The following is a 26,089-nucleotide window of genomic DNA, read 5'->3' on the forward strand; positions in this document are numbered from 1 at the left end:
ACGCGCCAGGGGTTGCATTTACCACCGTGAAAATGGTACTTATCTTGACTCCTGCTCAGCAGGAGCTTAACCAGACGGCGTCTGAAAAGGGTACGGGAATTCTCGCATGTTCGTGCGGGACGCTGTCCTCAATAACATTCTAATTTACCTGGCTTTTGCTCACTTCCCTGTGTGTATCCTTCTCTGCACCTTCGCAGCGTAGCAATAGGGGTTCTGACTGAGGAAATAACGCGTTATGAAAGGTTTTAAAATAACCTTCGCCTGGCAGATTTTGATTGCTCTGGTGCTCGGCATTGTTGTCGGTTCCGTGCTGCATAATCAGCCAGACGATCGTGAATGGTTAATCACCAATATTCTCAGCCCGGCGGGCGATATCTTCGTTCATCTCATCAAGATGATTGTTGTGCCCATCGTGATCTCATCCCTGATTGTCGGCATTGCCGGCGTGGGTGATGTAAAAAAATTGGGGCGGATTGGCGTCAAAACCATTCTCTATTTCGAAGTGATCACCACCCTTGCCATTGTGGTCGGCATTACGCTGGCTAACGTGTTTCAACCCGGCACCGGCATTGATATGTCAACGCTGGCAACGGTGGACATCTCTAAGTATGAAGCCACCACCGAAGCAGTGCAGAACGGGCCCCACAGCCTGGTGACCACCATTCTATCGCTGATCCCGCAGAACATCTTCGCCTCGCTGGTGAAGGGCGACATGCTGCCGATTATCTTCTTCTCGGTGCTGTTCGGCCTGGGTCTCTCTTCGCTGCCGTCCGAGCAGCGCAATCCGCTGGTGAACCTGTTCCGCAGCGTGTCGGAAACCATGTTTAAAGTGACGCATATGATTATGCGCTATGCGCCGGCAGGCGTGTTCGCGCTGATCGCCGTCACCATCGCCAACTTTGGCTTCAGCTCGCTGTGGCCGCTGGCAAAGCTGGTGATGCTGGTTTACGCCGCCATTCTCTTCTTCGCCTTCATTATCCTTGGCGGCGTGGCGCGGCTGTGCAAGCTGCACATCACCACCCTGATGCGCATCCTGAAAGATGAGCTGATCCTCTCTTACTCCACCTCTAGCTCGGAAACCGTGCTGCCGCGCATTATGCAGAAGATGGAGGCCTACGGCGCGCCGAAGGCGATCACCAGCTTCGTGGTGCCGACCGGCTACTCGTTCAACCTGGACGGCTCGACGCTCTACCAGAGCATCGCTGCGATCTTTATCGCGCAGCTGTACGGCATCGATCTGTCGCTCACCGATGAGATTATCTTGGTGCTGACGCTGATGGTGACCTCGAAGGGCATCGCCGGCGTGCCGGGCGTCTCGTTCGTGGTGCTGCTGGCGACGCTGGGCAGCGTTGGCATTCCGCTGGAAGGCCTGACCTTTATCACCGGCGTCGACCGCATCATGGATATGGCGCGCACCGCGCTGAACGTCATCGGCAATGCACTGGCGGTGCTGGTGATCGCCCGCTGGGAGAATCAGTTCGACGCCGAGCAGGCGAAAGCCTACGAGCTGAAGCTGCGCACGCAAACGGCGAGCTAACGCGTTAGCATCTTGCTAGCCAGCGTAGCGAAGATCAAAGGTTCAGACCACGTCTGAACCCTTTTTTTTTATCCCGCAAATATGATAAAACCGGGCCTGTATACTTTCCCCTAGAGCACGCCCCATAACTATCGACCTCAGCCAGCTGATCACCGAAGGCCGCAACCAGGCCAGCCAGAACATCGACGAACTCGCCACCGACGCCATGCTGTGCGTCATCAACAACGAAGATAAAAAGGTGGCGCAGGCGGTTGATGCCATCGTCGCTGCCTTCGCGCAGGGCGGCCACCTGGTGCGGCGCCGGCACCTCCTGGCGACTCGGCATTCTCGACGCCAGCGAATGCCCCCCGACCTTCGGCACGCCGCGCGGCCAGGTGATCGGCCTTATCGCCGGCGGCCACCAGGCGATCCTGCAGGCGGTAGAAAACGCCGAGGACAACCGCGAGCAGGGCGCGCAGGATCTGCGCGACATCCAGTTCAGCGCCAGCGATGTGCTGGTGGGCATCGCCGCCAGCGGCCGCACGCCTTACGTGCTGGGCGCGCTAGCGTATGCCCGTTCGCTCGGCGCTACCACGGCGGCGCTGAGCTGCAATCCCCACAGCCCGATGGCGCAGGAGGCCGACATTGCGCTGACGCCGGTGGTCGGCCCGGAAGTGGTCACCGGCTCCTCGCGTATGAAGGCGGGCACCGCCCAGAAGCTGATGCTCAATATGCTCACCACCGGCGCGATGATCCGCAGCGGCAAAGTCTACGGCAACCTGATGGTGGACGTCGAGGCCACCAACCAGAAGCTGGTGCGGGGCTTTATGTCAGTGCGACCAAACCGGGCGAGGCGGAGGTGCGCCAGACTGAAGCGCTCTACCGCGATTTCCGCGATGGGCGGGCGAAAGGGCGCCGTTTCCACAAAAGGCTGCTCGTGCGCACCGGCTGGCGCCGCGTCGGCTCGCTGCTGAAAACCCTGCCGCGGCGCTCGGCTGCTTTACCGGCGACATGGCGATCCTGCTGCTGCTGGCCAGCCTGTGGATGAAACAGCAGATCTCGCGCCCCATCGAGCGAATGTGCCAGCAGGCGATCAGCGTCGCCACCGGTGCCAGCCACAAGGTCGAGAAGATGGATCGCGTCGATGAGGTCGGCATGACGCTGCGTGCTAGATGTTCCGCTGGCTGGTGGACGACGTCAGCGGCCAGGCGATCAACGTGCTCAGCGCCAGCGACGACAGTAACAACGAACTGAGCCGCCGCACCGACCAGGCGGCGGCCAACGTGCAGCAGACCGCGGCCACCATGAATGAGATGACCACCACGGGGAAAAGCAACACCGAAACCGCGGGCGAGGCGAATACCCTCTCCGCGCAGACCAGCCAGGCGGCGAGCAAGGGCGGCGAAGTGATACAGGAGATGGTCAGCATTATGGCGGAGATCGCCGACAGCTCGCAGCGCATCGCCAGCGTGATCGACAGCATCACCTTCCAGACCAATATTCTGGCGCTCAACGCCTCAGTAGAGGCGGCGCGCGCCGGCGAGCAGGGCAAAGGGTTCGCCGTGGTGGCCGGTGAGGTGTGCAACCTGGCGCAGTGCAGTGCCACGGCCGCCAGCGAAATCAAAACAGCGCGGGCCGCGTCCGCCTGGGCAGTGATCGCGGTAATGCGGCGGGCCGCACCATGCAGGATATCGTTGTGCAGGTGCAGAACGTCTCATCGCTGATCGCCCAGATCAGTGCGGCGACCGTCGAACAGTCCACCGCACTGAGCGAGGTCTCCACGGCGGTGGAGGATCTCGACGACATCACCCACCGCAACGCGGCGCGGGTGCAGAAGAGCGTCGAGGTGTCGGGCCGTATGACGCACTAGGCCAACCGGCTAGTGGAGTCGATCAGAGTCTTCCGCTAGGAGGCGACGCGCGCCTCGTCCCGTCCGGCGCGCAGCGCGGCTGGCCGATAATGCGCTTAAAGGCGCGGCTGAAGGCCGCCAGCGAGCCATACCCCAGCTGGAACCGCTTCGCCGTTATTGACGATGCGCTGCACCGCCAGCCGCATGCGCAGCTTGGTCAGCGGCGTCATGGTGGTGGCGTTCTGAAAGCGCTCGGCAAACACCGAACGCGAGCAGCCCGCCACGCGCGCCGGCCCCTCAACCGTCCAGTTTTCGCCCGGCACGCGATGCATCGCGGCGATTGTCTTGCTCAGGCGCGGATCGCGCATCGCCGCTGTTCAGCTGAAAAATCTCGCCCGATTCGCCGCGCACCAGCAGCGGTCCGCGCCCGACGAAGTGGAACTGCGCGCGGCCCGGCGCATGCGGATAGCGCAGGCCGAACGGGGCGGCGAGCTGAATGCGCTGATAGGTAACGCTGTGCAGTCGCATGCCCATCAGCATGCTTGCTGGTCAGATCTTCATAGTGGCTCATAACAATCAGGACGAATTATCAAGAATGAAGGTGTAACCATCATAGATCGTCTTGACGCGCACCTCATTCTCCCCCTTTATAAATTTTCTCTGGAGAAGCAGCATGAGTCTGAGTTCAGAAGTGGCTGATGAGATTTCCGTACCCGCGCGTCCCACCTAGGCCGCGGTCTTTTCAATGGCGTTTGGGGTATTTGGATTGATCACCGCGGAGTTTCTGCCGGTCAGCCTGCTGACGCCGATCGCGGCCTCGCTGCGGGTGTCGGAAGGGCAGGCGGGACAAACGGTGACGGTGACTGCGCTGCTGGTGGCGCTGGCGGGCAATTTAACCTTGCTCCTACTGGCGCGCGTGCTGCTCGGCATGGCGATTGGCGGCTTCTGGACGCTCGCTACCGCCATTACCATGCGGCTGGTGCCGAAAGATCAGGTGCCGCGCGCGCTGTCGATCGTTTTCAGCGGCATTTCGCTGGCGACCATTATTGCTGCGCCGCTCGGCAGCTATCTGGGCTCGCTGATCTGCTGGCGCAATATCTTTATGTTATGCTCACCACCGCCCTAGGCGTGGTGGCGCTGGTGTGGCAGGCCTTTACGCTGCCGGCGATGCCGCCGGAAAACAAGGCGCGCAGCGGCGGCATGCTCGATCTGCTGCGCAGCGGCCTGATGCTCTGGGGCATGCTGGCGGTGATCATGATGTTCACCGGCCACTTCGCCTTCTTCACCTGTCTGCGCCCTTTCTGGAAAGCGCGGCGCAGCTTAACGTCAATCAGCTCTCGCTGGTGCTGCTGGCGTTCGGCGTGGCTAACTTCTTCGGCACCTCGCTGGCGGGCGGCTATCTGGTGACGCGCAGCGTATCGCTGACGCTGAGCGGCGTGGCGCTGCTGCTAGTGAACTTCGGCGACCTTTCCCTGGCTGGTCGGCGCGGGCGTGGCGCTATAGGGACTGGCGTTTGGCTCGATGTCGACCGGCTGGTCCACCTGGATTTCGCGCGCGGTGCCGGACGACGCTGAATCGGGCGGCGGGCTGCTGGGTGTTCGACCTGCGCGATGCGGGCGGCGTCTTCCTCTACAGCGGCGTCTTGATGCTGCTGGCGGCAATAACTATCTTCACGCGCGTACGTCATCATGGATAAAGGTTAAAGGACAGCGCAATATGCTGACCTTTCCCTTTCTGCCAGCGATTTGACCTTTTGTGGCGCGGCTACCCCCTTTGTGCGCTTTATTAATCAGTAAATTTGATAAAGAACGGCAATTATCTCCGCTATTCACTATCTGCCCCCAGTCTATTATCTCTCTCAACAAGGCGATACGCCTTACCTGAATAAACATCTACCGAGGAATTGACCATGAAAACTATCAAAAATTTTGCTGCTGTTATCGCGATTTCCGTTCTTCCGCTGACCAGCTTCGCCCAGAGCGTGACCGCTGTTGACTCAACGCTGGACGGCGCGGAAGCGAAAATCGCCGCGTAGGCGAAAGAAGCGAGCGCCTTTTATAAAGTGACCGAAGCCTACAATAACAACGGCGTTCACATGACGTCTGAACTGCTGAAATAAGCGCGATCTCGTTGCTGACAGGACGCCTGCGGGCGTCCTGGCGGCGTTTAAAGAGGTGAAAAAGCTTCCCTTCCGGCAATAAATCCTTATGATTTGCAAAAAAATATCCTTCGTCGGCCTTAAGGCTGTTTCTCTTTTTTGTATGGTTGCAATGTGAGCTTTCCTGCACTGCCTGACGGCGGTGAATTTTTGCTATGGAGAGATCATGAAATCTTTATCTTTTGCGCTGCGCACCACGCTGCTCGCCGCCGCCCTCTTCGCCGCCACCGGTACACTGGGCGCGCGGACGAACTCAACTAGCCGGTCAGCAAAGGCGCCTATGAGCTGGCCTTTAGCCCCAGAGACAACGCGCTGTTCCTTGCCGCCTCGCAGGGCAGCGCGGTATTCCGCCTTGATCCACAGAACCTGGCCGTTAAGCAGACCATCCCGACCGAGCTAAAAAGCTTTGGCGCGGCCATCAACCCGTAGACCAACGTGCTCTATATAGGCAATACCGTGAACAGCGCGCTGATCGCTATCGACACCGCCAGTGGCAAGGTGCTCAATACGCTGGTGCTCGACGGGCGCAAGCGCGGCGAGAACGTGCATCCGCTGCAGCCGCGTGAGATCGCCGTCGACGTTAAAACTAATCACGTTTACGTCACCGGTCTGGGACCGCAGAGCGTGGTCTGGGTAGTAGACGGCAAGACAATGCAGTTGATCAGCACGGTGCCGAACACCGTTAAAATGGGCACCGGCCTGGCGGTGGGCAGCGAGAAGCAGAAGCTCTAAGTTACCAACGGTGACGGAGAGCTGGTCACTATCAACACCCGCACCAACACCGTGGAAAAACGCCAGAAGATCGACGGTGATAAAGAACACTTCTTCCTGAATATCGCGCTGGACACCCAGGGTTAGCACGCCTTCCTCAGCTATTCGAAACAGCCGCAGGTGCTGGTGGTCGATCTGCGCGATCAGACGGTGATGCAGACGATCGCCGTGCCGGAGTCGCTGGCGGTGCTGTTCAACCCGCAGCGCAATGAGCTGTACGTTACCCATAGCAAAGCGGGCGAAGTGAGCATTATCGACGCGGAGAGCTACAAGGTGAAACGCACGGTGAAAACGTCGGGTCTGCCCAACAGCCTGGCGCTCTCTGCCGACGGCAAGGCGCTGTTCGTCAGCGTCAAGCAGCCTGGCTTGCGCAAAGCACCGCCGAAAAACCCGGACAGCGTGATGTGCATCGTGCTTTAATTTCACTAATCGCATCAGGGGCGGCCGCTGGCCGCTCTTTGCATTTCTTCGGCTACCTTTAAAGCGTGCCGCTGCCTGGCGGCATCAACACCAATGGAGAAGATGTAATGAGCCAGTTCCTGATGAATGAAAAAAATAATCTGGTCAACGAAGCGATAGCGGGCGTGCTGCTGAGCACGCCGTGGCACAACCTCAGCCGCCTCGATCTGGGCGACGATATTCGCGTGGTGGTGCGCAACGACTGGGACAAAAGCAAAGTGGCGCTGATTTTCGGCGGCGGCTCCGAGCACGAGCCAGCCCACGCGGAATTTGTTGGCAAAGGGATGCTAACTGCCGCGGTGTGCGGCGACATCTTCGCCTCGCCCAGCGTGGACGCGGTGCTGAGCGCCATTATCAACGTGACCGGTGACGCGGGCTGCCTGCTGATTGTGAAGAACTATATCGGCGACCGGCTGAACTTCGGGCTGGCGGCGGAAAAGGCCCGGGCGCTGGGCTACAGCGTTGAGATGGTAATTGTACAGGACGATATCGCGCTGCCGGACAACCCGCAGCCGCGCGGCATCGCCGGCACCGCGCTGATCCATAAAATCGCCGGTCACGCCGCCGAGCAGGGGCAGTCGCTGGCGCAGGTGAAAACCCTGGCGCAGCGCGCGATAAAGGGCACGGCGAGTATCGGCGTCGCTTTCTCTACCTGCCATATTCCCGGCGAGCGGCGCGACAATCGCGTCAAAGAGGGCGAGAGCTAACTGGGCATGGGTCCACGGCAAGCCGGACGTGATCACGCTGGACACGCAGAACAGCGCGCAGCTGGTGACCATCATGACGGAAAAGCTGGCGAAGCATCTCTCGGCCGGCACCAAAGCTGTGCTGCTGGTCAACAACCTTGGCGGCTTTTCAATGCTAGAGCTAGCGCTGGTAACGCGCGAGGTGCTGAAAAGCCCGATGGCGGCGCAGATCAGCCATCTTATCGGCCCGGCGACGCTGGTCAGCGCGCTGGATATGAAGGGCTTTTCGCTCACGGTGCTGCAGATGGAAGCCGCATTTCTCGAAGCGCTGAAGGCGCCGGTGGAGGTGCTGGGCTGGACGCCGATCCATGCGGTGGAGCCGGTGACCTCCCTGACCAGCGAACGCGTGGTCATCCAGCTGGAATTTACTCCATCACAGGATGAGCAGGTGGGTCAGGTGGTGGCGCGCGTCGCCCAGAAGCTGATCGATCTGGAGGTGGGGCTCAACGCGCTTGACGCGAAAGTCGGCGACGGCGACACCGGCTCCACCTTTGCCGCCGGGGCGCGCAAGGTGAAAAGTGCGCTTGAGGCGCAGCAGCTGCCGCAGGGCGCATCGCTGCCGGAGGCGCTGAAGCAGGGGCTGGAGCAGATGAAGCACTACGGCGGCGCGCAGATTGGCCACCGCACGCTGGTGGAGGCGCTGGTAGCGGGCAAATCGCTGGCGGAGGCGGCAGAGGCTACGGCGCAGGGCGCGGAATCCACCGCCCAGATGCAGAGCGCCAGAGCGGGCCGCTCATCCTACCTGAATCAGCAGACGCTGGACGGGGTAAAAGATCCTGGCGCGTATGCCGTTGAGAAGGTGTTCGCCGCACTGGGGGAAGCGCGGCGCGGCAGCCAGAGGACGTGCTCTCCACGGAGGCGAAGCGTCGTATTCTAGCTGCTGGTCCGGCGCGGCTGCGTGCCGTATCTGAACGCGCACGCTGCTGCGGATTAGCGCGAAGCGCGGTGTTAAACGCGTCCGGCGTCTGCTGCCGTGGGCCGCATTGCTCAGCGGGCCGTGCCGCGTTGAACCGCCGCCCGGTGTGGGGCGGCCTACTCGCTTTCCGCCGCTTCGCGCATCATCTCTTCATGCGGAATATCCTGCAAAATCTGCTCAAAGCTGCGCAGACGCTTGTAGATCGACATTAGCTCCACCAGCGTCGACCAGGAGGTGATCAGATACTGGAATGACGAGCGCACCTGATCGAAGACATTGGTGATCTGGTTCAGCAGGCCGAGCGTAATGGTGCCCGCCACCATCGACGGAAACAGCACGAACAGACCGAAGACGTTATCCACCTGCAGATAGAGAATGCGGGTGATATTGAAGTAGAGATAGTGAAAGTATAGGCGGAAATAGTTGAAGCTCACGCGGCTGAACAGCGCCTGCACCGTCGGCGGCGTGGCGCGATCGGGATTATCTTCGCCGTAGACCAGCTCTTTACGATAGGCCGCCTCCACCCGCTGATTGCGGAACTCCAGCCCTGGCAGCTTAATGCCCACCAGCGCCAGCAGCGCCGTGCCGAACAGCGACCAGAGCAGCGCCGCGATCACCAGCGCATAGGGAATATTGCCGAGGATCGGTACATCTTTGACGTGGTGCGACAGCGCGATCAGCACCGGCAAAAAGGCCACCAGCGTCATGATCGCCTGAATAAAGCTGACGCCCCAGTCCTCCAGCGTGCTGGCGAAGCGCATGGTGTCTTCCTGCACGCGCTGCGCGGCGCCCTCGACGTGGCGCAGGCGCTGCCAGTTATGCATGTAGTAGTTATTCATAGCGGTACGCCAACGGAATACCCAGTGGCTGATGAAAAAGGAGTTCATCACGCCGATGACCACCGCAATCAGCGCGATGCCGAGGAAGGCCATCACTTCCGCATAGAAACGGCTAATCGGCACCGAACCCGCCTTGGTCAGCGCCTGCTGGATCAGATCGTAAAACGGGCCATACCAGGTGTTGACGCCGACGCCGACCTGCACGCCGAACCAGGTGACGAAGATAATCAGCGCCGAGCCCCAGACGGACCAGCGCTGCCAAGGATGATTATCGATAACGCGCCAGGCGAGGGCGAAAATCGCCATAATGATCCAGTAGTAGCTGTAAAACCAGAGCTGGCTGGGGGCGATAAAGCGCGCGGCCGTGGTCGACAACGGCTGCTGCATCGCGGTGTGCAGCGTAGGCCAGCGAGACGGCAAATAGTCGGCAAAGCCGAACCAGGCGAAAATCGCGATCAGACTCCAGATCGCAGCCGAGCTGAAAAACAGCGCTGGCCGGGGGAAATAGGACTTAAACATAGGCTCTCCGCTGTTGTGTGCACCTTTTTATAACGCCTTTCAGCGTTATTTGTATGTTGTGTGTTGTTCCGATGATGACAATCGCGCGTGACGTAGGTAAAAAGCGCTCGCAAGATGTTAATAAATGTGTGCGAATTTGTTTCGCCGATCTAAATGTTTAACCGCAACGGCAGTTATACTGCCGCCCGTTATTGCCGGTAACAACCCGACTGTATCCCTTAATCCGCAAAAAAATCATTATAACGCAAGTTTTTAACTTTCATGCCGCATTACAGGCGGTACTGAGGCAATGTCATGTCAGAACAAAAACGTGGGCAGACGCGCAGGGATTTCCTGTTAAAGACCATCGCGCTGGTACCCGCCGTTAGCGGCTTTAGCATGGTGCCTGTGGCACAGGCCGCCGATCCCGCTGCCGCGCAACCCGCGCGCGACTATCAGCCCAGCTGGTTTACCGCAGAGAGAGTTCGCCTTTATCAAGGCCGCAGTGGCGCGCCTGCTCCCCAACGACGAGAGCGGCCTAGGGGCGCTGGAAGCGGGCGTGCCGGAGTTTATCGACCGCCAGATGAACACCCCTTACGCCACCGGCGCCAACTGGTACATGCAGAGGCCGTTCAACCCGAGTCTGCCGAAAGAGCTGGGCTATCAGCTGCCGCTGGTGCCGCAGCAGATCTACCGCCTGGGGCTGGCGGACGCCGACGACTACAGCAAACGCCAGCACGGCAAAATCTTCGCCGAGCTGAGCGCCGAGTAGCAGGACGTGCTGCTGCAGGCGATGGAGAGAGGCTAGGCCGATTTCCGCCAGCTGCCGGCGAAAACCTTCTTCGCCTTCCTGATCCAGAACACCCGCGAAGGCTTCTTTAGCGACCCGATCCACGGCGGCAACCAGAATATGGTGGGCTGGATGCTGATCGGCTTTCCCGGCGCGCGCGCCGACTTTATGGACTGGGTTGAGCGCGGCGAGCGCTATCCCTTCCCGTCAGTATCAATTCGCGGGGAGCGCGCGTAAACATGGTAAACGAAATGAAAAAAGCGGACGCGGTGATTGTCGGTTTCGGCTGGGTCGGCGCCATTATGGCGAAAGAGCTGACCGAAGCGGGTCTGAATGTGATGGCGCTGGAGCGCGGCCCGCATCGCGGTACCTATCCTGACTGCACCTATCCGCAGTCGATTGACGAGCTGACCTACAACATCCGCAAAAAGCTGTTCCAGGATCTGTCGAAAAGCACCGTGACCATCCGTCACGACGCCTTGCAGACGGCGGTGCCCTATCGCCAGCTGGCGGCGTTTCTGTCGAGCACCGGCACCGGCGGCGCGGGCCTGCACTGGTCTGGCGTGCACTTCTGCGTCGACCCGACCGAGCTGCGCCAGTGTAGCCACTATGAAGAGCGCTACGGAAAAAACTTTATCTCGGAAGGGATGACGATCCAGGATTTCGGCGTTACCTACGACGAGCTGGAGCCGTTCTTCGACAATGTGAAAAAGGTGTTCGGCACCTCCGGTACGCCGTGGAGGTACGCCGGCGCCCAGATCTCGCGGAACTTGCCGCGCTTCGGCAGCTGCGCCGCCGCGTCATCCTGCGGGAAATCCGCGCCGGGCGCGACGCCGCAGCGTTTTTCCATCGCGCTCAGCACGTGATGCGCCTCCTGATGGCGGCCCTGTTGCGCCAGCCAGCGCGCCGACGATCACCACCCAGCGCCAGCCCTCCAGGCTCAGCAGGGGCTGCGGCACCAGCCACCACGACATCAGCGCCACCGCCGGCACGGAGAGGAACTGCACGAAAAACGAGAAGGCGAAGGCGCGGCTGCGCAGATGGGTCGGCACCTATTCAGATAGGTAGGTATCGATAGTGACCAGCTCGACGCCCAGCCCGATGCCCACCAGAAAGCGAAACAGAATGATCGTTTCGGCGCTCTGCTGAAAAGCCATCAGCAGAGAGAAAACGCCGTACTAGACCAGCGCGTACATAAAGGTCAGGCGGCGGCCGAAGCGGTCGGCCCAGTGCGCCAGCAGGCTGGCGCCTACGAACAGGCCGAGAAAGGTAGCAGAGGCGAAGATGGCCTGATCGGCGATGCCAAACGCGCCCGCGCTGCCGGTGTGAAAGACGCCGGCGGCCAGCAGCCTAGAGCTGATATAGCCGGTTTCAAACAGATCGTAGAGTTCGAAAAAGCCGCCGAGGGCGATAAAGCGCCACAAACCCGGCGATGATAGCAGGGCGTTAATACGCCCCGCTAAGCTGTTTTCCGGCGTCGGCGCGGCATACCCCGGCGCCATCCCTGAAGTGCAGGCTGTAGTCATTTTGGTTTAAACCTCGGTGTGACGATGTTTGCATAACCTGCTGACGGGTGGAGGAGATTTTTTTAATAATCAACCATTAGCAAGCAAATAGATGGCAGAATAATCAATTCAACGATCCTTACCGAGGGGGTTGTTGATGAGTTTTTAGCAAGGCACGTTGCACTTTTCGCCGTTCTGCGCGGCCCGTCACGCCAGCCTGAACGGGCGCGGCTTATATTCGCCGCTGCTAGGCTGGACTGGCGCTGCATTTATCTGTGCCTTACCGCTTCGCCGATGCTTGGCAGATAAAGGACCGAAAACAGTAAGGATCCCGCTGCTGGAGCAGGCCGCTTTTTCAGCACTGGCTGTTATTTCTCCTTTAGTAAGAAATCAGCTTATTGTTGTGATGCATTATCCCAGCCGCACAGCGCAATGAAGCTTTAATAAATAAAAGATGTTAACTATTTTACTGTATCGCGCGTGGATGATATCCGTGCCCGCTTTTTTATCGGGCAAGAAGTGCCTTGGCGTGGATGCTGGAAGTAAACAGGATCAATCCCAGAGCAGTACCGCCACTGCGAATAACCTCCTCAGAATAACCATAATTGTTACCTGATTGTCTTTTATTGTGCTGTGAATTAACAAAATTTGGTTTGTTAATTTTATTTGGCAATAAAGGTTATGGTGTTAATGGTATGATTACAGAGAGAGCAGCTGGCAAGAGATTATTAACGCTTTACAATCGAGCCTGCTCTGCCAGTAACTGATTGCCAATTTGGAATAAGTGAAGTTTGTATGTTATACAGCAGCATATTGACAATATTTTTCGCAGATGGTCTCCTTGTTCAACGCAAGCTAAACAATCTGCTGATTGAAATTAAATGATAAAAGGAACGGGCAAGATTGCTTCAGAGAAAAAACAGCGGCGCTTTTCAGATAGTTGAATGCCACATATCACCCGTCGGAAATGAATGATAAAGAAACCGGGCGTCGGGTCAGGGCAACACGCCTTATTATTTAATAGGGCTTGTTGCTGACGTGCTAAAGAGTTGGGGCAGTTATAAAATTTTTGTATCTGGGTACGTAAAGCATTATGTGTCAGGGAATTTTCTATATTTTGACGATGTGCTTCCCTGATGACTAAGTTTCGCTCTTCTCGCGCGATGAAATCCCCACCGCGGCGCCAAAACAGCAATTTGACATCATCATTATGAATTGCGAAAGCATCGAACAGCGTCCAGACTTGCTTGCGACCGAGCGCGAATTGTCCGGCATGAAAACGCCTGTATTAGGACTCTCAACCAACAGCCACCTGTTTCACCATCTTTATCGCGAACTGCCCGCCTTTCGCGGCCTGATCGATCAGGAGAGCAGCGTAGAATTTTTTATCTCAGCCATCAGAATCGTCGCGGCGGGAGGCTTCTGCTACTCATGGGATGTGCTGGAGTCAGACAGCAATACTAATGAAGAAATGTATGAAAAAGCCGGATTAACGCGGCGGGAACGTGAAATCCTAAAGCTGTGCCAGTCGGGAGAAAGCAATAAGGCTATATCAATCAGGCTTTACCGCAGTGAAAAAAACATCAGCGCTCATAAATTCAATATATTGAGCAAGCTTGGCATGAAAAGTTCTCAGCTTATTCATAGCGCGCAGCCAATAAATACGCATACAGATAATTAATCTTTGTCATAATTTCCGTTGTAATCTGCTTAAAGGAGTAAAACTGATCAAGGATGAGATTATTATTTTAAATAACACGCGAGGCGGAACATTTTTTTCGGAGAGTATGTCTGTCAGATTTTTCTTTCCCCTGTGCTTTTTCTGATTTAAGCGGCGGCCGCTTTTCTGTCTTTACGTCTGAAAAAAATAGGTAGACTTACGCCTTTGAAACAGGTTAGTTCCGGTTCGCTAAGTGAATAGCATATTGAACAGTGATGTCCGATCGATAAGGAATATATTTCTATGAGTGAAAAAAGTATTGTTTTCATAGTGCGTAGCGCTAACGGAAAAAATGAAAGCGTTAAGGGATATAATGCTCAGCTGGGAAAAATTAGCGTTGCGTCAGGCAAACAATATCTGATCAAAAATGAAGAAAATAACTTCGCGCCAGAAAACGTGACGTTAAAACGCGCAGGCAACGATCTGCTGGTTATTCAGGAGGGCGATGACTCGCCTTCGCTGGTGCTGGCCGATTACTTCGCCAATGCTGGCGAGCCGTCGCCCCTTTTGCTCGGCATGGCGGAAGACGGCATGATCTATTCCTATGTGCCGCTGTCAGGCAAAAGTTACGAAACGGGCTATCTGCTTACCGAAGGGCGGCTGGAAGCGGTCGCGCTGGGGGGTGATGCGGTTGAGTCGGGCGTGACGTTCTTTGCCGCGCAGGAAGAGAGCAACTATCTTTTCCGCTGTTCGGACTTCTCGCTGGCGCCGGCACGATAGGTGCTGACGCTGCCATTATTCATCACTATAACTAGGATGACGCCGCTTCCGGCGACGCTGCGCTGCCGCAGAGCCTGGGCATCAGCGAAATTGTCGATAGCACCGGCGTCATCACCGGGGTGCTGGCGGATGGCGATATTACCGATGAATCTTTTCCGCACATCGCGGGACAGGGTACGGCAGGCAATATCGTCACGCTTTACGACAACGGCAGCGCGATAGCCTCCGTGACGGTGGATGCGGACGGGCGCTGGCGCTGGACACCAGATGCCGCTTTCGCTGACGGATCCCATAAGCTCTACACCACCGAAGCCGATCCTGACGGCCGTGTAAGCGGCGCGTCCGCGACCATCACCATAACGGTCGACACCATCGCACCGGAAGAAGCCAAGGCGCCAGCCGCTGCGGATGATTTCGGCGATATCACCAGCGCGCTCAGCAGCGGCGACGTCACCGACGACGCGCAGCCTAAGCTCTCCGGCCGCGGCGACACGGGCAGCACCGTGACGATCTACGACAACGGTGCGGCGATCGGCTCCGCCGTCGTCGGCGCGGACGGAAGCTGGCATTAGACGCCGGAGGCCGCGCTGGCGGACGGGGCGCACCGCCTGCGGGCGGCGGCGACGGACGTGGTAGGCAACGAGAGCGAGGCCTCGGCGGCGTTCAGCCTGCGGCTTGACTACACCGCCCCGGATGCGGCGAGGCTGGCGATCACCGGCTACCTGGACAACGCGGGCGAGGTGACTGGCAACTTGGTGAGCGGGGGCCGCAGCGACGATCCGACCCCGGTGATCAGCGGCACCGGCACGGCGGGAGACCGGGTAGCGATCTACAGCACCCCCAACGGCGCCACCGCCCTGCTGGGCACGGTCACGGTGGAGGAGCACGGCAGCTGGCGGCTGGCGCTGGACGAGAGCGGTGCGCTAGCGGCAGGCACCCACGGCCTGACGGCAGTGTAGACGGACGCGGCGGGCATGACGACCGCCGCCGCGATCGTCACTGATACGTCGCACGGTTTAGCTGTCGGCGATCTTTTCAACCACAGCGTTGACGCCGCCAACAGCGACGGGGTGACGCGCGACACTACCGTGACCATCACTGGCACGCTGAGCTAGATGCTGAAAACAGATAAATATCTGCAGATCACCTTTGATAACGGGGCGACGTGGGAGACGCTGCTGTTGGAAAGCGGCACGGAGTGGCGCTATCCGCTGGCGGAGGTGACGTAAAGCACGGCCTTCAATTTCAGTCTGCGTATCATCGACGGCGCAGGCAATATCGCGACCACGACGGCATTTGAAAAAATGCTATCAGGTTGTTGTCGATCTTACCGATCCTGAGGTACTGGCGCTGGCGCCCGCCGTAGCCGCTACGCTCAGCACCAGTGATGTGCTGATATTTGACAGCAACACCTATGGCACGGTTGAGGCGGGCGCTATCGTTTCGCTGATCAGTGACGTCAACCAAAACGGTACCTGGTCGTTTGCTCAGAGCGTGCGCGGCACCAGTGGTACCAGTGCGGCGAACGCGCTACGCATCTACAGCGCCGATAACCTGACGGACTATACCTCCACCTGTCTGGCGGAGCCGAGCACGGCCAACGGCGCCGAATACAATGTGAGCGGCCCCTGGTATGGACACTTCGTTAACTCCATGACCTTCGCGGATATCAACCGCGATGCTATACCGACATTATGTCGCAGGTGAGCGATTACAATAACGGCGGCCGTACGGCCTACTGGACGCAAAACGCCGACGGCAGCTGGCAAGCGCACGCGCTGGACCAGGGCACCCTGAATCATTTGGGTGGCGTGATCGCCTACGACCGTGAAGGCGACGGTTATCTCGACTTTGTGCTGGCCGATTCCGCGTATGACTCGATCTCGTTTGTCAAAAACGTGAACGGCACGCTGACCTACGAGTCGAATACGGGTTTCGCTAACGGTCATCCGGGCGGCGCGATACCCGCCGATCTGGGCGTTATGCATGAGGTCGGCGCGGTCGATATCGACAACAACGGCACCGTCGATATTACTGCGCACATCGACTACAATGGCGCGGGCGTGTCGGTGCAGAGTGACTACTCGCGCGGGCTGGGGATCCTCAACAACACCGTTAACGGCGACGGCATTACCAGCTTTAGTTCGGTAGGGCTACTATGCCAACGTCTTCCGTGCGGACGGCGGCACCTCTCTGGCCATCGACTGGAACCACGATGGGCTGATGGACATCATCGAGATCCCGCGTTCAGACGTAGATGACACGCCGACGCTCTATATGAACAGCGGCAACAACAACTGGCGCGCGGCGGGTATCGCCCTGACGGAAAACCCCTACAAGCGGGCTGACCGGCGCGGTCGCGCTCGATTACGACCGGGATGGCTCGATGGATCTGGTAGTTTATAGCGCGGGAAGCGATACAGATGTCGTTTCCGGTGACGCTTCCGCGCCTACGTTACTAGTGAAAAACACTAATATCGCGGCGGACGGCACCAGCCTGAAGATTCGTATTTTGGACGGCAACGGCATTAACACCTTCTACAGCAACACTGTGGAGCTTTACAACTCGGCACGCGAACTGGTGGCGACCCAGCTGATCAACCCGCAGGCGTCGGGCTCGAGCAACAGCATGGGCTGGTCAGCTTTTTCGGGCTGGACGCCAGTTAAACCTACTCGGTGCAGCTACTGCGCGTCACCAACGGCGTTGCGAACCATTTGGGCGCGACCGAGAGCATCGGCGGCTATACCAACGGCACGATGAACTAAACCTGGAGCGGCCTGACCACCGGTAAATCGCACGATGCCTACGTGCTGACGGCGGAAAGCAGCGGCGACGCTAATTCTACCATCTGCAGCGGCGGCATTGTCGGCACCGGCTATAACGACACCTTCTTCAGTACGGCCGGTGACGATACCTATACCGGCGGCGGCTGGAACCTGATCGTCAGCGGGAATGCCATCTGGAGCGAAGAAGCCGGGCTGGACATCATCGACTATAGCAGTGCGCCAGGCGCGGTTAACGCCAACCTGATGACCTGAGTGGCAACCGTTCACGGCACGGATACCTTAATCGGCATCGAAGGGCGCCGGCGGCAACGGTCACGATACAATACACGATTTTCACATCGGCGATCTGGCGACCGACAGTAATGCGGATCTTATCGATTTGAGCGAGCTGCTGGACTACACCGGCAGTCTCTCCTTCTATCAGGATGGGGGGGGCAGCTGCAGCTGGACTACGCCTCCAGAGACATCCTGAACTATCTGAAGGCAGATATATCCGGTAATAACACGGTCATCAGCCTCGATCGTGACGGCAGCGGTGGCGATTACAGCTTTACCGCAGTGGTGACGCTGGCCAATACCCAGACAGATCTCGTCACGCTGTTGCAGAATAACCAGATCATGATTTAGTGCGCTGGCCGCGCGTCGTTACTGACGGCGCGCGGCATAAATTGCCACTGAAAGGATTGTTCAACAACGTTATTGTCGATCGAAAAATAATGTTAAAAATATGGAGTCCAGAATGGATGCCAATATCATTACGATTGCGAGTAAATTAAAACTGTTAAGTTTTCTCTTATCCTCTTTTATTTCATTTGGGGCACAGGCAGAAAAAATCCCGCTTGCGTCTGGCAGTGAAAACAGTATAAATAATTTCGGCTACCGTTCAGTTCCTCAGGTTGTTCCCGAGCGGTCTCTGCTGGTTTATTACTATTCGAGCGATAATTAAACATGGGCCGATCAATATCTATATTGATAAAGCCTTTCACACCACGCTGCTTCCCGGCGAATTTACCCTGCTGTGCGTCGGGCCGGGCGAGCACAGCTTCGCCGCCGCGCTGGATGATGCGCCGCGCTACGCAAAAAAGACGCGGCCGGATACCAAAGCGCTGTTTAAAATCGGGCAAACCTATTTTGTCCGCGCGGCAGTGGCGGACGGCAGCGTCAGCAACCAGCCCGTTGCGCGCATCAGCGCGGAGCGCGCTTGCCGCCATTCAGCGGCAGCACAGAATCGTCAACCGGGCCTCAGCCGTGAAGCCCTGTCAGTATACGGGCGGCGAAGGCGTCACGCTGGTGCAGGAGTCGGTGCTGTTTCGCTTTGCTGGCAGCCGCTACAAGGATCTGCTGCCGGAATCGCGCGTCAAGCTGGACACTATCATCGCGGTATTAAAAAAAGCTAGCCGCATTAATTCGATCAATATCACCGGCTATACCGACGGCATCGGCTATGTTGGCAGCCTCAGCCCTCCCAGACGATAAACAAGGAAACGGATATGTTGCCAGCAACTCCACGCTTCGCCCTGATCGGCAGCGGCTTTATCGGCCAGGTGCACGCCGCCAACCTAGCGGCCCGTCCGGGCGCGCAGCTGGCGCTGGTGTGCGATCTCAACGACGCGCGCGCCGGGGCGCTGGCGTAGCGCTATGGCGCACGCGCGGGGTGGGGCGGTGAGGCGATCAACCGCGACGACATCGATGCGGTGCTGATCGCCAGCTCGACGCCCACCCATGCCGACTTTCTGGCGCAGGCGGTCAGCGCGGGCAAGGCGGTCTACTGTGATGTGAAAAGCTTATCGATCTGTCGCTGGCAAAGGCGCGTGCGGTGGTGGATCGGCTTGCGCCGCTGCGCGTTGCGGTCACCGTTGGCTTCAACCGGCGCTTCGACGCCAGCCATCAGCAGCTGCGGCAGCGCATTCAGCAAGGCGCTATCGGCGCGCCGGAACTGGTGCAGATGGCGTGCCGTGCCTCGCAGATGCCGTCGCTCGACTACCTGCGCGCCTCGGGCGGCCAGATGCGCGACTAGGAGATCCACTTTTTTGATCTGCTGCGCTTCCTGACCGCCGACGAGGTGGAAACCGTTGGCGCGCTGCGCGAATTCAACGACGTCGATACCTCGGTGCTGATTATGCAGTTCAGCTCCGGCACGCTGGCGCAGCTGGATAACACGCGCCGTACATGATGAGCACATCAGCGTGGTCGGCGCGCGCGGCATGCTCGTCTCGGAGCCACAGGCGGCGCGCAGCGCGACGCTCTATCAGGAGAACGGCATTACCGGGCCCGGTTTGTTTCCCGACTGGTTCAGCCGTGTGCGCGATACCTACTACGCGCATCTGGACGCCTTTCTGCGCCAGCCCGGCGGCGAGAAGGTCGCTGAGCTGCCCGGCCTGGCGGACGGCCTGCGCCGCAGGCGATACCGACCGCCTTAGCGATCCGCTCGCGGTCGCCCCTCAGTGCCGTCCGCGGCTCAGTAGCTCGCGCTCGATCAGCTCGCGCGTCTCCACCGCCTGCACCTTCATCTTCTCCGGGTAGCCGAACAGCGCAGAGGTGATAATGGATTCGCCGCCTACCTTGTAGGTACGGTTGGCGAAATTCATCTCGCGCAGCGTCTGGAACAGGGTATCGAAATCGACTTCGCCTTCGCCGACGCCGACGTGCTGGTGGATGGTGGCGTCGACACCCGGCGGGTTGACGATATAGCGGCAGTGCTTGGTGTGGTTCATGGTGTCTGCGATCAGCACGTGCGACAGATCGTCGCCGACGTACTCCAGCATCGGCCTGATGTCGCCCTTGCCGTTGTCATAGAAAAAGGTGTGTGGCACACTGTAGAGATACTTCACGTTGTCGCTGCGGAACGACTTCACCATATCGGCGGTTTCGTTGCTGTTCTCGCAGAAGTCCCACGGGTGCGACTGGATCTCGACGCGGATATTCTCGCGTTCGAAAATCGGCAGCAGCTCCTCCATCGAGCGGTAGAACATCTCTTCGCAGATCTCCGGCTCGTTAGGGTTGCCGGACAGCTCGGTGTTGATCACCTGCACGCCCATCTCCACCGCGATCTCAATCATGCGCTTCCAGTTTTTTACCGCCGCCTGGCGCCGCAACTCGTCCGGGCCGGACCAGCGGTAAACCACGATAAAAGATGAGAGCTCCACGCCGGTGGTGTTGAGGGCGTTTTTGTATTCGTGCATGGTTTCGCGGCTGGCTTTGGGGTGTTTGTAGAACGGGTTGATCTGCGGATGGGGCGACTGTTCAATATATTTATATCCCCACTCGGCCACCTGGTGAACCATGCGGGTGATGTCCATATCTCGGATTACATCCACGTCAAAAGCGATTTTCATCTTACAACTCCGGAGTCAAAGTGAGCGTTTTTCATTGAATGTCACGCCGATCTGGCGGCGCACCTCACATGGCGCACAGCGTCAGCAGCGAGGTGGTCAGCGAGCACGTTGGCGACTCAGGCAGGCTCTGGCCTAAGTGGTCGATCTTATGCCACAGTTGCTGGTAGCTGTTGGCGGGTTCTTCCCAGTGCAGGGTATGGCGCCTGTCGCTAGAGACCAGACGGAAGTTGCCCGGTGCGTGGAACTGGCCGTCAAGGGAGAGCGTCGCGTCCGGCAATCACCGCCGTGCCCGGCGTGTTGCTGAACTGCGTGGTATGCAGTACCGACTGCATGCCGCCCGCGTGGGTAAACAGCATCGCTGTCTGGCCATTGACGCCGCCCGGACCGACGATGCTCCAGCGCAGCGCGGGAATAGCGTGCGCCTCAGGCAGTGCGGGCGAGGTAAGGCAGAGGGAAACATAGCATCTCCATAATTATTAGCCTGTTGTGGCGCCGGGCGGCTGACCGCGCCGCCGTCAGGCTTCCACCACTATAGAAAGCCTGACGCAGCCTCTCTAACCTTTTGATGATGGGATTCCATCAACGCTAACGTACTGCCCGGAGTTTTACCAAATTTTTTTTCTGAATAAAACACGAAAAGGAATATATTTTTCATTTTGCGAAGGGGATAAAACTTGCTCTGCGCGCGGGTTGATTACGTGGCGCGGCGGACAGGCAGGAAGGCAGAGCGAAACAGATATTTCGCCATCTGGCGGGTAAGGGGAAGAAAATGAAGGTGCGCCATGCCGTCCGCGGTTTTCAGGCGAACGGCGGGCCTGACATTAGTTCACGGCGACAGCCTGGCGCGCCTCATCGCCGTGGCTCTTCTTGCTGGCGCGCGAAGGCGGATGGCACAGGCTGCGGATAAACTGGGCGCTGGTATAGCGCGCGGTAGAGATAAAATTACTGCCGCACGCTGCGCAGGCCACCTATTCCAGCATCGCGCAGCTTTCGCAGGGGAACAGCCGTTAATCTATTTTTATAGAGGCGCAATAATTTCCTGCGGCTGAGCGTGGTTTCACTTTCTAATACCTGCATACGCGCGCTGGCGGAAATTAACGCCATCGCAATATGGATATCGTTGACTTCATAGAGGATGCTTTGCTCGCTCATTGCATGGTCATCACTTTGCCGTGTCAGCGGCGGGAAGAGTATGAAGGAGATCGGTGGACAAAATGATGCCGGTATGGACGTGCTGCCGTGCATCGATACACGAATCCTTCGTCAGAAAATCGATAACCGCTTAGCTGCTGATGCGCAGCTGACAAATTAACTGGTTGGTCGAGGCGAGTTTTATCGGCTGAGGCACGGAGATATTTTTCAGACTCTCCATTAACGCCTCCGTTAAGCCCAGGCGAAAGTGGGCGGCTTCTTTATCCTCTTTAATGAGTGTTTGCGCTAAAAGTAAATAGGGGAGATTCAGGTCATTAATATTTTGTACATTATTATATTGCTCAGGAATTTTTTGCATTGCTTTTCTCGATTAACATCGTGCAGTTGTTATTTCATTCATGACCACGATAAATTAGTATCGGAAAGGTTAGTGAATATTCAATAAGCCTGGAGTTAAAAACGGAAATAGTGATCTCAATCAATTATCACCCTTTCACTTTTCCGCTCCGCGCGAAATAAAATCTGCTGCCTGAGGTTTTGCTGTTTCCCGGCGCAGAGGCCATGCTAGGCGGCAACTGCACGCTGGCTGCGATGGGGAAACACCTTATTTATGCTTTTTGCGGCGCGTGATTAAAAGGTGATGCTGGTTGCCAGCTCATCCACTAGCCGCACCACGCGATGACTCGCCGCCTCCATGCCGGCGCTGTCCTGATTGAAGAAGGCCTCCAGCGCCGTGCGTCCGCTGGCATGCACCTCGGCATGGGGCTGCTCAAGCTGGCGGTAAGCCTCAAGGTGAGCGAAGTGTTTGCCTTCCCCTTTGTTGTACCATTTTCCCAGTCGGCAGTCGGTATGGGTATTGACGCGGTAATCGGCCTCTTTATCTAGCAGCAGCTGGTAGACCTGCAGCTTCCAGATCATATGATCCAGCTTGACGGTATTGAGAAACTGCAGCGTGGAGATAAAGGCGATAATCGACTGCATCTTGGCGGAGCGGGAGATCACGAACTCCTCGTCGATCCAGATGGCAGGCAGCTGGAAGGCTGGATCCCGCCCGTGAACGCCCTCCAGCTCGCCCTCCGCGCAGCCGGGATCGATCGCCATCCAGCGCTCGGGATGGACCTCGCCGCTGGTGATCTCCACTCCGTTCAGCAAGATGCGGTAGGCGGTGGGCTTCAGGTCGAGATTGTCGCAAATATGGATGGCGGGCGGCAGAAATCCCATGCTCTGGGCGAATTTTTACGTATGCCGCGAATGCGCGTCAGCAGCTGCCTCTCCTGCGCGCTGTCCACTAGCGGGATCAGGCGATAGCCCACCTCCAGCCCCAGCACATCCTCCAGCGCTACGTCTGACTAGGAGGCCTCTGGCGCCTGTTCAGCCTCGCTGACGGCACCGCCCGGCTGAGCAGGGGACGCGGCGCGCTGGTTTGCTGGCCGCGCAGCCACCAGGCGAGGGCGAGCAGCGCGGCGGTAAAGAGTAAAAACATCAGGTTAGGCATGCCGGGAATGATCCCCAGCAGGCCGATAACCCCGGCGGCCAGCAGCATCACGCGCGGATTGTTAAACAGCTGGCTGACCATCTGTTCGCTGACGTCCGCCTCGGTTGAGACGCGGGTCACGATCACCCCCGCCGCCGCCGTCGAGACGATCAGCGCCGGGATCTGCGCCACCAGCCCGTCGCCGATGGTCAGCAGGGCATAGGTCTGTGCCGTATCGGCGAACGACAGGTCGTGCTGCAGCATGCTGATCACCAGCCCGCCCGATAATATTGATCGCCATAATCAGCAGCCCGGCGATGGTGTCACCGCGCACGAACTTGCTGGCGCCGTCCATCGAGCCGTAGAAATCGGACTCCTGCGTCACCTTGCGACGGCGGCGCTTCGCCTCCTCTTCGCCGATCAAACCGGCATTGAGATCGGCGTCGATGGTCATCTGCTTGCCGAGCATGCCGTCCAGCACGAAGCGCGCGCCCACTTCGGCAATGCGTCCCGCCCCTTTGGTGGTCACCATAAAGTTAATGATGATCAGGATGGCGAAGACGATGATGCCGATGGTGAAGTTGCCGCCCACCAGAAAGTAGCCGAACGCCTCGACCACGCGGCCGGCGGCGCTGGCGCCGGTGTGGCCTTTTATCAGGATGATGCGGGTCGAGGCGATATTGAGTGCGAGGCGCAGCAGGGTTGAGCACAGCACCACCACAGGGAAGGAGGAGAAATCGAGCGTGTTCTAGCGTAAACATTGCCACCAGTAGGATCATCAGCGCCAGGATAATGTAAAAGGTAAGCAGCTGGTCAAGCATAAACTCCAGCGGCGCGGCCTGCAGCATCGGGATCTGGTGCGCGGCGCCTTTGTCGCGAATGCGCTGCGCAATCTCGCCGGCGCCTTTCGCCAGCACCACCGGGGCGCGCATGCTGCTCGCCTGCCAGCACAGCGCGACGGAGTAGTGCGTTGGGTTGTTGATAATGACGTCCGCTTTCGGCACCTGCTCCATCATTCGGCTGCGCGCCAGCGCGTGGCGCAGCTATTTCAGGCGGCCTTTGACCTGCGGATCGCCTTCGCTCTGCTTCAGCTCGTCGCGGATCTTCTCACGGCTCATGCGCAGTTTTTTCAGGTGGCTCATCAGCTGATAGAACACGTCATAGCCCACCATCGGTGCCAGCGCGACGATGGCCACGCAGGCGGCGACGGCCACGGCGTAAAGCGCCAGCGTTAGCGACAGCAGCGCGCCGGCGCGGAACGTCAGCGCTCAATCCGCCAGCAGCATCAGCCATGAGGTCAGCTCTTTCGAGCGCGGAATGGTTCCCTATTCCCACGCTTTATTGTCGTCGCTGGGGCGTGGGCTCTTCGATTTTTTCAACGTATCTCTCTTCAGACACGGGCTGCTCGGCAAGATCGTGGCGGGCGGGAGAGATCGGGCATCAGGGCGGTCTGAAGCCGAGATCGGCGAGCAGATCGTCCACCTGCTCCTGGGTGGCGACCACGCCAGTCTGGTTGTGGCGGATCGGCGGGCCGTTTATTCAGGCTCTCCGACGGCTTCTCCGCCTCGCTCGCCAGATTCAGTATGGTTTCCACCAGCACTTGGATCAGCTTTTGCTCGATATTCTCAATCAGCTGCATCATGCGGTTGAGCACCTGGCCGGTGAGATCCTGAAAGTCCTGCGCCATCATGATTTCCGTCAGCTCGGCGCTGGTGCGGCCGGTCAGGTCGGGCACCGCGCGCAGGAAATCACGGGTGTCGCCGACCAGCTCGCTGGCGATCGGCAGCGCCACTGGATCGGCAAACCAGGCGTCCCAGCTCGCGCTGAGCTGCGTCGCCTGCTGGAGCTTATTCAGCGCATCCTGCCCGTCCTCCGCCTCCTCAACGTTGTTGAAGCCGAGATCCTCGAGCAAATTGCGCACGATGCGGCGCATGGTGGCGAAATCGTCCACCACTAAAAAACGCAGAGTTTTATCAGCCATACAAGGGAGATCCAGATTAAGGAAAAAGCCATGGCGGCGAGCTGACCAGCCGACTGATCGCCGCGCTGCAAGTGGGCATCGCGCTCGGCGGAGATGTGGGGCCGGTGCTCTCGGCAGCGGGGAAAGTGGTGGACGACTATACCTGGCCGCTGGTGGATTTGCGTATCGAATGGGCCGACTCCGAACGCGCACGCTCGATCCGCGCGACGCGCCGAGCTACGGCGTGCCCGGCGATGAATAGCGCGCTGCGCACGCTGGTGGCGCATCTGTGGGCGTCGCCGGAGAAGCCCGCGCTGTGCATTATCGGAGAGCCGACGGAGATGAAGCCGGTTTACGGCCACAAGGGCAAGGCGGCGATGCGCTGTGAGGTACGCGGCCGCGCCTGCCATTCAGCCTATGCGCCCTCGGGCGTCAATGCGATTGAGCAGGCGGCGAAGCTAATTGGGCACATCGTCGAGATTGGTGAGACGCTGCGGCAGACGCGCGACGCGCGCTTCGATCCGCCCTTCAGTACTCTGCAGGTCGGCACGGCGCTCAATATCGTGCCGCAGGATTGCCAGTTCGACCTTGAGCTACGCACGCTGCCGGGCGCCGACGCGGCGGCGGTGCTGGAGGATATCCAGGCGTTTGCGCGCCGCTTTAATCAGGAAGTAATTGCGGCGGGCGACCGCGCGGCATTCGAGGTGCTGGTGGCGCCCGGTTTTATCAACCACTCCGCGCCGCTGGGTGCGCCCCGCGACCGGGAGAGCCTATAGCAGACCTTTCACCAGCTGCTGCGCCCGGCGTTCTCTCTCTCTCTCTCTCTCTCTCTCTCTCTCTCTCTCTCTCTCTCTCTCTCTCTCTCTCTCTCTCTCTCTCTCTCTCTCTCTCTCT

General features: G+C 58.7%; 23 protein-coding genes and 17 pseudogenes. 26 read left to right on the forward strand and 14 right to left on the reverse strand.

Features of this window, described 5'->3' with window-relative positions:
* Window positions 1–235: 235 nt before the first annotated feature.
* Window positions 236–1,537, forward strand: a complete 1,302-nt coding sequence (gene gltP / locus EIO60_RS00940) for a glutamate/aspartate:proton symporter GltP (RefSeq protein WP_258575635.1) — start codon at window positions 236–238, stop codon at window positions 1,535–1,537.
* 34 nt (window positions 1,538–1,571) lie between these two features.
* Here the strand turns inward: gltP and EIO60_RS00945 are convergent, their stop codons facing one another.
* Window positions 1,572–1,826 (reverse strand): hypothetical protein, encoded by a 255-nt coding sequence (locus EIO60_RS00945; protein WP_258575658.1) that lies wholly within the window; start codon window positions 1,824–1,826, stop codon window positions 1,572–1,574.
* Here EIO60_RS00945 and EIO60_RS00950 point away from each other — a divergent pair.
* The 3 genes and pseudogenes from EIO60_RS00950 to EIO60_RS16360 all read left to right on the forward strand — a co-directional run.
* Window positions 1,719–2,415: pseudogene (locus tag EIO60_RS00950) on the forward strand (N-acetylmuramic acid 6-phosphate etherase); the annotation flags it as partial. The gene EIO60_RS00945 and the pseudogene EIO60_RS00950 sit on opposite strands and share 108 nt — an antisense overlap.
* Before the next feature lie 112 nt (window positions 2,416–2,527).
* A complete protein-coding gene (locus EIO60_RS16355) occupies window positions 2,528–2,770 on the forward strand; it encodes a hypothetical protein (protein ID WP_374058075.1) in 243 nt (80 codons plus the stop codon).
* 164 nt (window positions 2,771–2,934) lie between these two features.
* Window positions 2,935–3,386, forward strand: a pseudogene (locus tag EIO60_RS16360) (methyl-accepting chemotaxis protein).
* 22 nt (window positions 3,387–3,408) lie between these two features.
* Here the strand turns inward: EIO60_RS16360 and EIO60_RS16365 are convergent.
* Window positions 3,409–3,733, reverse strand: a pseudogene (locus tag EIO60_RS16365) (helix-turn-helix transcriptional regulator); the annotation flags it as partial.
* A complete protein-coding gene (locus EIO60_RS16370) occupies window positions 3,663–3,905 on the reverse strand; it encodes a cupin domain-containing protein (protein ID WP_374058076.1) in 243 nt (80 codons plus the stop codon). The gene EIO60_RS16370 and the pseudogene EIO60_RS16365, both read right to left, overlap by 71 nt.
* A gap of 139 nt (window positions 3,906–4,044) precedes the next feature.
* Between EIO60_RS16370 and EIO60_RS00965 the strand changes: the two are divergent.
* The 5 genes and pseudogenes from EIO60_RS00965 to EIO60_RS00980 all read left to right on the forward strand — a co-directional run bounded on the left by EIO60_RS00965 (window position 4,045) and on the right by EIO60_RS00980 (window position 8,376).
* Window positions 4,045–5,061: pseudogene (locus tag EIO60_RS00965) on the forward strand (MFS transporter).
* Between the two features lie 213 nt (window positions 5,062–5,274).
* Window positions 5,275–5,484 (forward strand): annotated as a pseudogene (locus EIO60_RS00970) (DUF1471 domain-containing protein).
* Between the two features lie 474 nt (window positions 5,485–5,958).
* Complete coding sequence (locus tag EIO60_RS16375) at window positions 5,959–6,255, forward strand: YncE family protein (protein WP_374058077.1); 297 nt, start codon at window positions 5,959–5,961, stop codon at window positions 6,253–6,255.
* A gap of 159 nt (window positions 6,256–6,414) precedes the next feature.
* Window positions 6,415–6,714: a YncE family protein gene (locus tag EIO60_RS16380; RefSeq protein WP_374058078.1), complete on the forward strand. Its 300-nt coding sequence runs from the start codon at window positions 6,415–6,417 to the stop codon at window positions 6,712–6,714.
* Between the two features lie 107 nt (window positions 6,715–6,821).
* Window positions 6,822–8,376: pseudogene (locus tag EIO60_RS00980) on the forward strand (dihydroxyacetone kinase subunit DhaK).
* Window positions 8,377–8,531: 155 nt separating this feature from the next.
* On the opposite strand, the gene sbmA reads toward EIO60_RS00980, so the two are convergent.
* On the reverse strand, window positions 8,532–9,773 hold the full coding sequence (gene sbmA / locus EIO60_RS00985) for a peptide antibiotic transporter SbmA (protein WP_258575636.1): 1,242 nt from the start codon (window positions 9,771–9,773) through the stop codon (window positions 8,532–8,534).
* A gap of 294 nt (window positions 9,774–10,067) precedes the next feature.
* On the opposite strand from sbmA, the pseudogene EIO60_RS00990 reads away from it, so the two are divergent.
* Both EIO60_RS00990 and EIO60_RS00995 read left to right on the forward strand, forming a co-directional pair.
* Window positions 10,068–10,779: pseudogene (locus tag EIO60_RS00990) on the forward strand (gluconate 2-dehydrogenase subunit 3 family protein).
* 2 nt (window positions 10,780–10,781) lie between these two features.
* Window positions 10,782–11,309: pseudogene (locus EIO60_RS00995) on the forward strand (GMC family oxidoreductase); the annotation flags it as partial.
* Here the strand turns inward: EIO60_RS00995 and EIO60_RS01000 are convergent.
* Window positions 11,285–12,068, reverse strand: a pseudogene (locus EIO60_RS01000) (MFS transporter); the annotation flags it as partial. The pseudogenes EIO60_RS00995 and EIO60_RS01000 overlap by 25 nt on opposite strands.
* Before the next feature lie 1,189 nt (window positions 12,069–13,257).
* Here EIO60_RS01000 and EIO60_RS01005 point away from each other — a divergent pair.
* The 11 genes from EIO60_RS01005 (at window position 13,258) to EIO60_RS16385 (ending at window position 17,746) form a co-directional block, all read left to right on the forward strand.
* Window positions 13,258–13,728 carry a helix-turn-helix domain-containing protein gene (locus EIO60_RS01005; RefSeq protein WP_258575637.1) on the forward strand — a complete coding sequence of 157 codons (471 nt, stop codon included), beginning with the start codon at window positions 13,258–13,260 and terminating at the stop codon, window positions 13,726–13,728.
* A 435-nt stretch (window positions 13,729–14,163) separates the two neighbouring features.
* Window positions 14,164–14,487, forward strand: a complete 324-nt coding sequence (locus EIO60_RS01010) for a hypothetical protein (RefSeq protein WP_258575638.1) — start codon at window positions 14,164–14,166, stop codon at window positions 14,485–14,487.
* Window positions 14,488–14,606: 119 nt separating this feature from the next.
* Window positions 14,607–15,059 carry an Ig-like domain-containing protein gene (locus EIO60_RS01015; RefSeq protein ID WP_258575639.1) on the forward strand — a complete coding sequence of 151 codons (453 nt, stop codon included), beginning with the start codon at window positions 14,607–14,609 and terminating at the stop codon, window positions 15,057–15,059.
* 57 nt (window positions 15,060–15,116) lie between these two features.
* Window positions 15,117–15,446, forward strand: coding sequence for a hypothetical protein (locus tag EIO60_RS01020; protein ID WP_258575640.1), 330 nt, complete (start codon window positions 15,117–15,119; stop codon window positions 15,444–15,446).
* A 15-nt stretch (window positions 15,447–15,461) separates the two neighbouring features.
* Window positions 15,462–15,602, forward strand: coding sequence for a hypothetical protein (locus tag EIO60_RS01025; RefSeq protein ID WP_258575641.1), 141 nt, complete (start codon window positions 15,462–15,464; stop codon window positions 15,600–15,602).
* Window positions 15,603–15,783: 181 nt separating this feature from the next.
* Window positions 15,784–16,194: a hypothetical protein gene (locus EIO60_RS01030; protein ID WP_258575642.1), complete on the forward strand. Its 411-nt coding sequence runs from the start codon at window positions 15,784–15,786 to the stop codon at window positions 16,192–16,194.
* Window positions 16,191–16,748 (forward strand): hypothetical protein, encoded by a 558-nt coding sequence (locus EIO60_RS01035; RefSeq protein ID WP_258575643.1) that lies wholly within the window; start codon window positions 16,191–16,193, stop codon window positions 16,746–16,748. The genes EIO60_RS01030 and EIO60_RS01035 overlap by 4 nt, the downstream gene beginning before the upstream one ends.
* Window positions 16,711–16,893: a hypothetical protein gene (locus tag EIO60_RS01040; RefSeq protein WP_258575644.1), complete on the forward strand. Its 183-nt coding sequence runs from the start codon at window positions 16,711–16,713 to the stop codon at window positions 16,891–16,893. Before EIO60_RS01035 ends, EIO60_RS01040 begins: the two co-directional genes overlap by 38 nt.
* Window positions 16,874–17,248, forward strand: a complete 375-nt coding sequence (locus EIO60_RS01045) for a hypothetical protein (protein WP_258575645.1) — start codon at window positions 16,874–16,876, stop codon at window positions 17,246–17,248. The genes EIO60_RS01040 and EIO60_RS01045 overlap by 20 nt, the downstream gene beginning before the upstream one ends.
* 47 nt (window positions 17,249–17,295) lie before the next feature.
* Window positions 17,296–17,526 (forward strand): hypothetical protein, encoded by a 231-nt coding sequence (locus EIO60_RS01050; protein WP_258575646.1) that lies wholly within the window; start codon window positions 17,296–17,298, stop codon window positions 17,524–17,526.
* A 70-nt stretch (window positions 17,527–17,596) separates the two neighbouring features.
* On the forward strand, window positions 17,597–17,746 hold the full coding sequence (locus tag EIO60_RS16385) for a hypothetical protein (protein ID WP_374058092.1): 150 nt from the start codon (window positions 17,597–17,599) through the stop codon (window positions 17,744–17,746).
* A gap of 331 nt (window positions 17,747–18,077) precedes the next feature.
* On the opposite strand, the gene EIO60_RS01055 is transcribed toward EIO60_RS16385, so the two are convergent.
* Window positions 18,078–18,485, reverse strand: coding sequence for a hypothetical protein (locus EIO60_RS01055; protein WP_258575647.1), 408 nt, complete (start codon window positions 18,483–18,485; stop codon window positions 18,078–18,080).
* A gap of 37 nt (window positions 18,486–18,522) precedes the next feature.
* Between EIO60_RS01055 and EIO60_RS01060 the strand changes: the two genes are divergently transcribed.
* Window positions 18,523–18,750: a hypothetical protein gene (locus tag EIO60_RS01060; protein ID WP_258575648.1), complete on the forward strand. Its 228-nt coding sequence runs from the start codon at window positions 18,523–18,525 to the stop codon at window positions 18,748–18,750.
* 14 nt (window positions 18,751–18,764) lie between these two features.
* Window positions 18,765–19,670, forward strand: a pseudogene (locus EIO60_RS01065) (Gfo/Idh/MocA family oxidoreductase); the annotation flags it as partial.
* 45 nt (window positions 19,671–19,715) lie between these two features.
* Here EIO60_RS01065 and EIO60_RS01070 read toward each other — a convergent pair.
* From EIO60_RS01070 to EIO60_RS01105, 8 genes and pseudogenes are all read right to left on the reverse strand, one after another.
* Entirely contained in the window at window positions 19,716–20,609 is an 894-nt protein-coding gene (locus EIO60_RS01070; RefSeq protein WP_258575649.1) for a sugar phosphate isomerase/epimerase family protein, read from the reverse strand.
* A gap of 15 nt (window positions 20,610–20,624) precedes the next feature.
* Window positions 20,625–20,992 (reverse strand): annotated as a pseudogene (locus EIO60_RS16390) (gfo/Idh/MocA family oxidoreductase); the annotation flags it as partial.
* 438 nt (window positions 20,993–21,430) lie between these two features.
* Window positions 21,431–21,577, reverse strand: a complete 147-nt coding sequence (locus tag EIO60_RS16395; protein ID WP_374058079.1) for a FlhC family transcriptional regulator — start codon at window positions 21,575–21,577, stop codon at window positions 21,431–21,433.
* Window positions 21,578–21,597: 20 nt separating this feature from the next.
* Window positions 21,598–21,761, reverse strand: a pseudogene (locus EIO60_RS01080) (FlhC family transcriptional regulator); the annotation flags it as partial.
* A gap of 10 nt (window positions 21,762–21,771) precedes the next feature.
* Window positions 21,772–22,119: pseudogene (gene flhD / locus EIO60_RS01085) on the reverse strand (flagellar transcriptional regulator FlhD).
* Between the two features lie 272 nt (window positions 22,120–22,391).
* Window positions 22,392–24,059 (reverse strand): annotated as a pseudogene (locus tag EIO60_RS01095) (FHIPEP family type III secretion protein); the annotation flags it as partial.
* Between the two features lie 3 nt (window positions 24,060–24,062).
* Window positions 24,063–24,461: pseudogene (locus EIO60_RS01100) on the reverse strand (EscU/YscU/HrcU family type III secretion system export apparatus switch protein); the annotation flags it as partial.
* A 164-nt stretch (window positions 24,462–24,625) separates the two neighbouring features.
* Window positions 24,626–25,216 carry a protein phosphatase CheZ gene (locus tag EIO60_RS01105; protein WP_258575650.1) on the reverse strand — a complete coding sequence of 197 codons (591 nt, stop codon included), beginning with the start codon at window positions 25,214–25,216 and terminating at the stop codon, window positions 24,626–24,628.
* Between the two features lie 35 nt (window positions 25,217–25,251).
* Here EIO60_RS01105 and EIO60_RS01110 point away from each other — a divergent pair.
* Both EIO60_RS01110 and EIO60_RS01115 read left to right on the forward strand, forming a co-directional pair.
* Window positions 25,252–25,457, forward strand: a pseudogene (locus EIO60_RS01110) (DUF1028 domain-containing protein); the annotation flags it as partial.
* A gap of 4 nt (window positions 25,458–25,461) precedes the next feature.
* A pseudogene (locus EIO60_RS01115) lies at window positions 25,462–25,854 on the forward strand (peptidase dimerization domain-containing protein); the annotation flags it as partial.
* Window positions 25,855–26,089: the final 235 nt, after the last annotated feature.

It is taken from the genome of Candidatus Pantoea persica (assembly GCF_013753875.1).
Taxonomy (GTDB): Bacteria; Pseudomonadota; Gammaproteobacteria; order Enterobacterales; family Enterobacteriaceae; genus Pantoea; species Pantoea persica.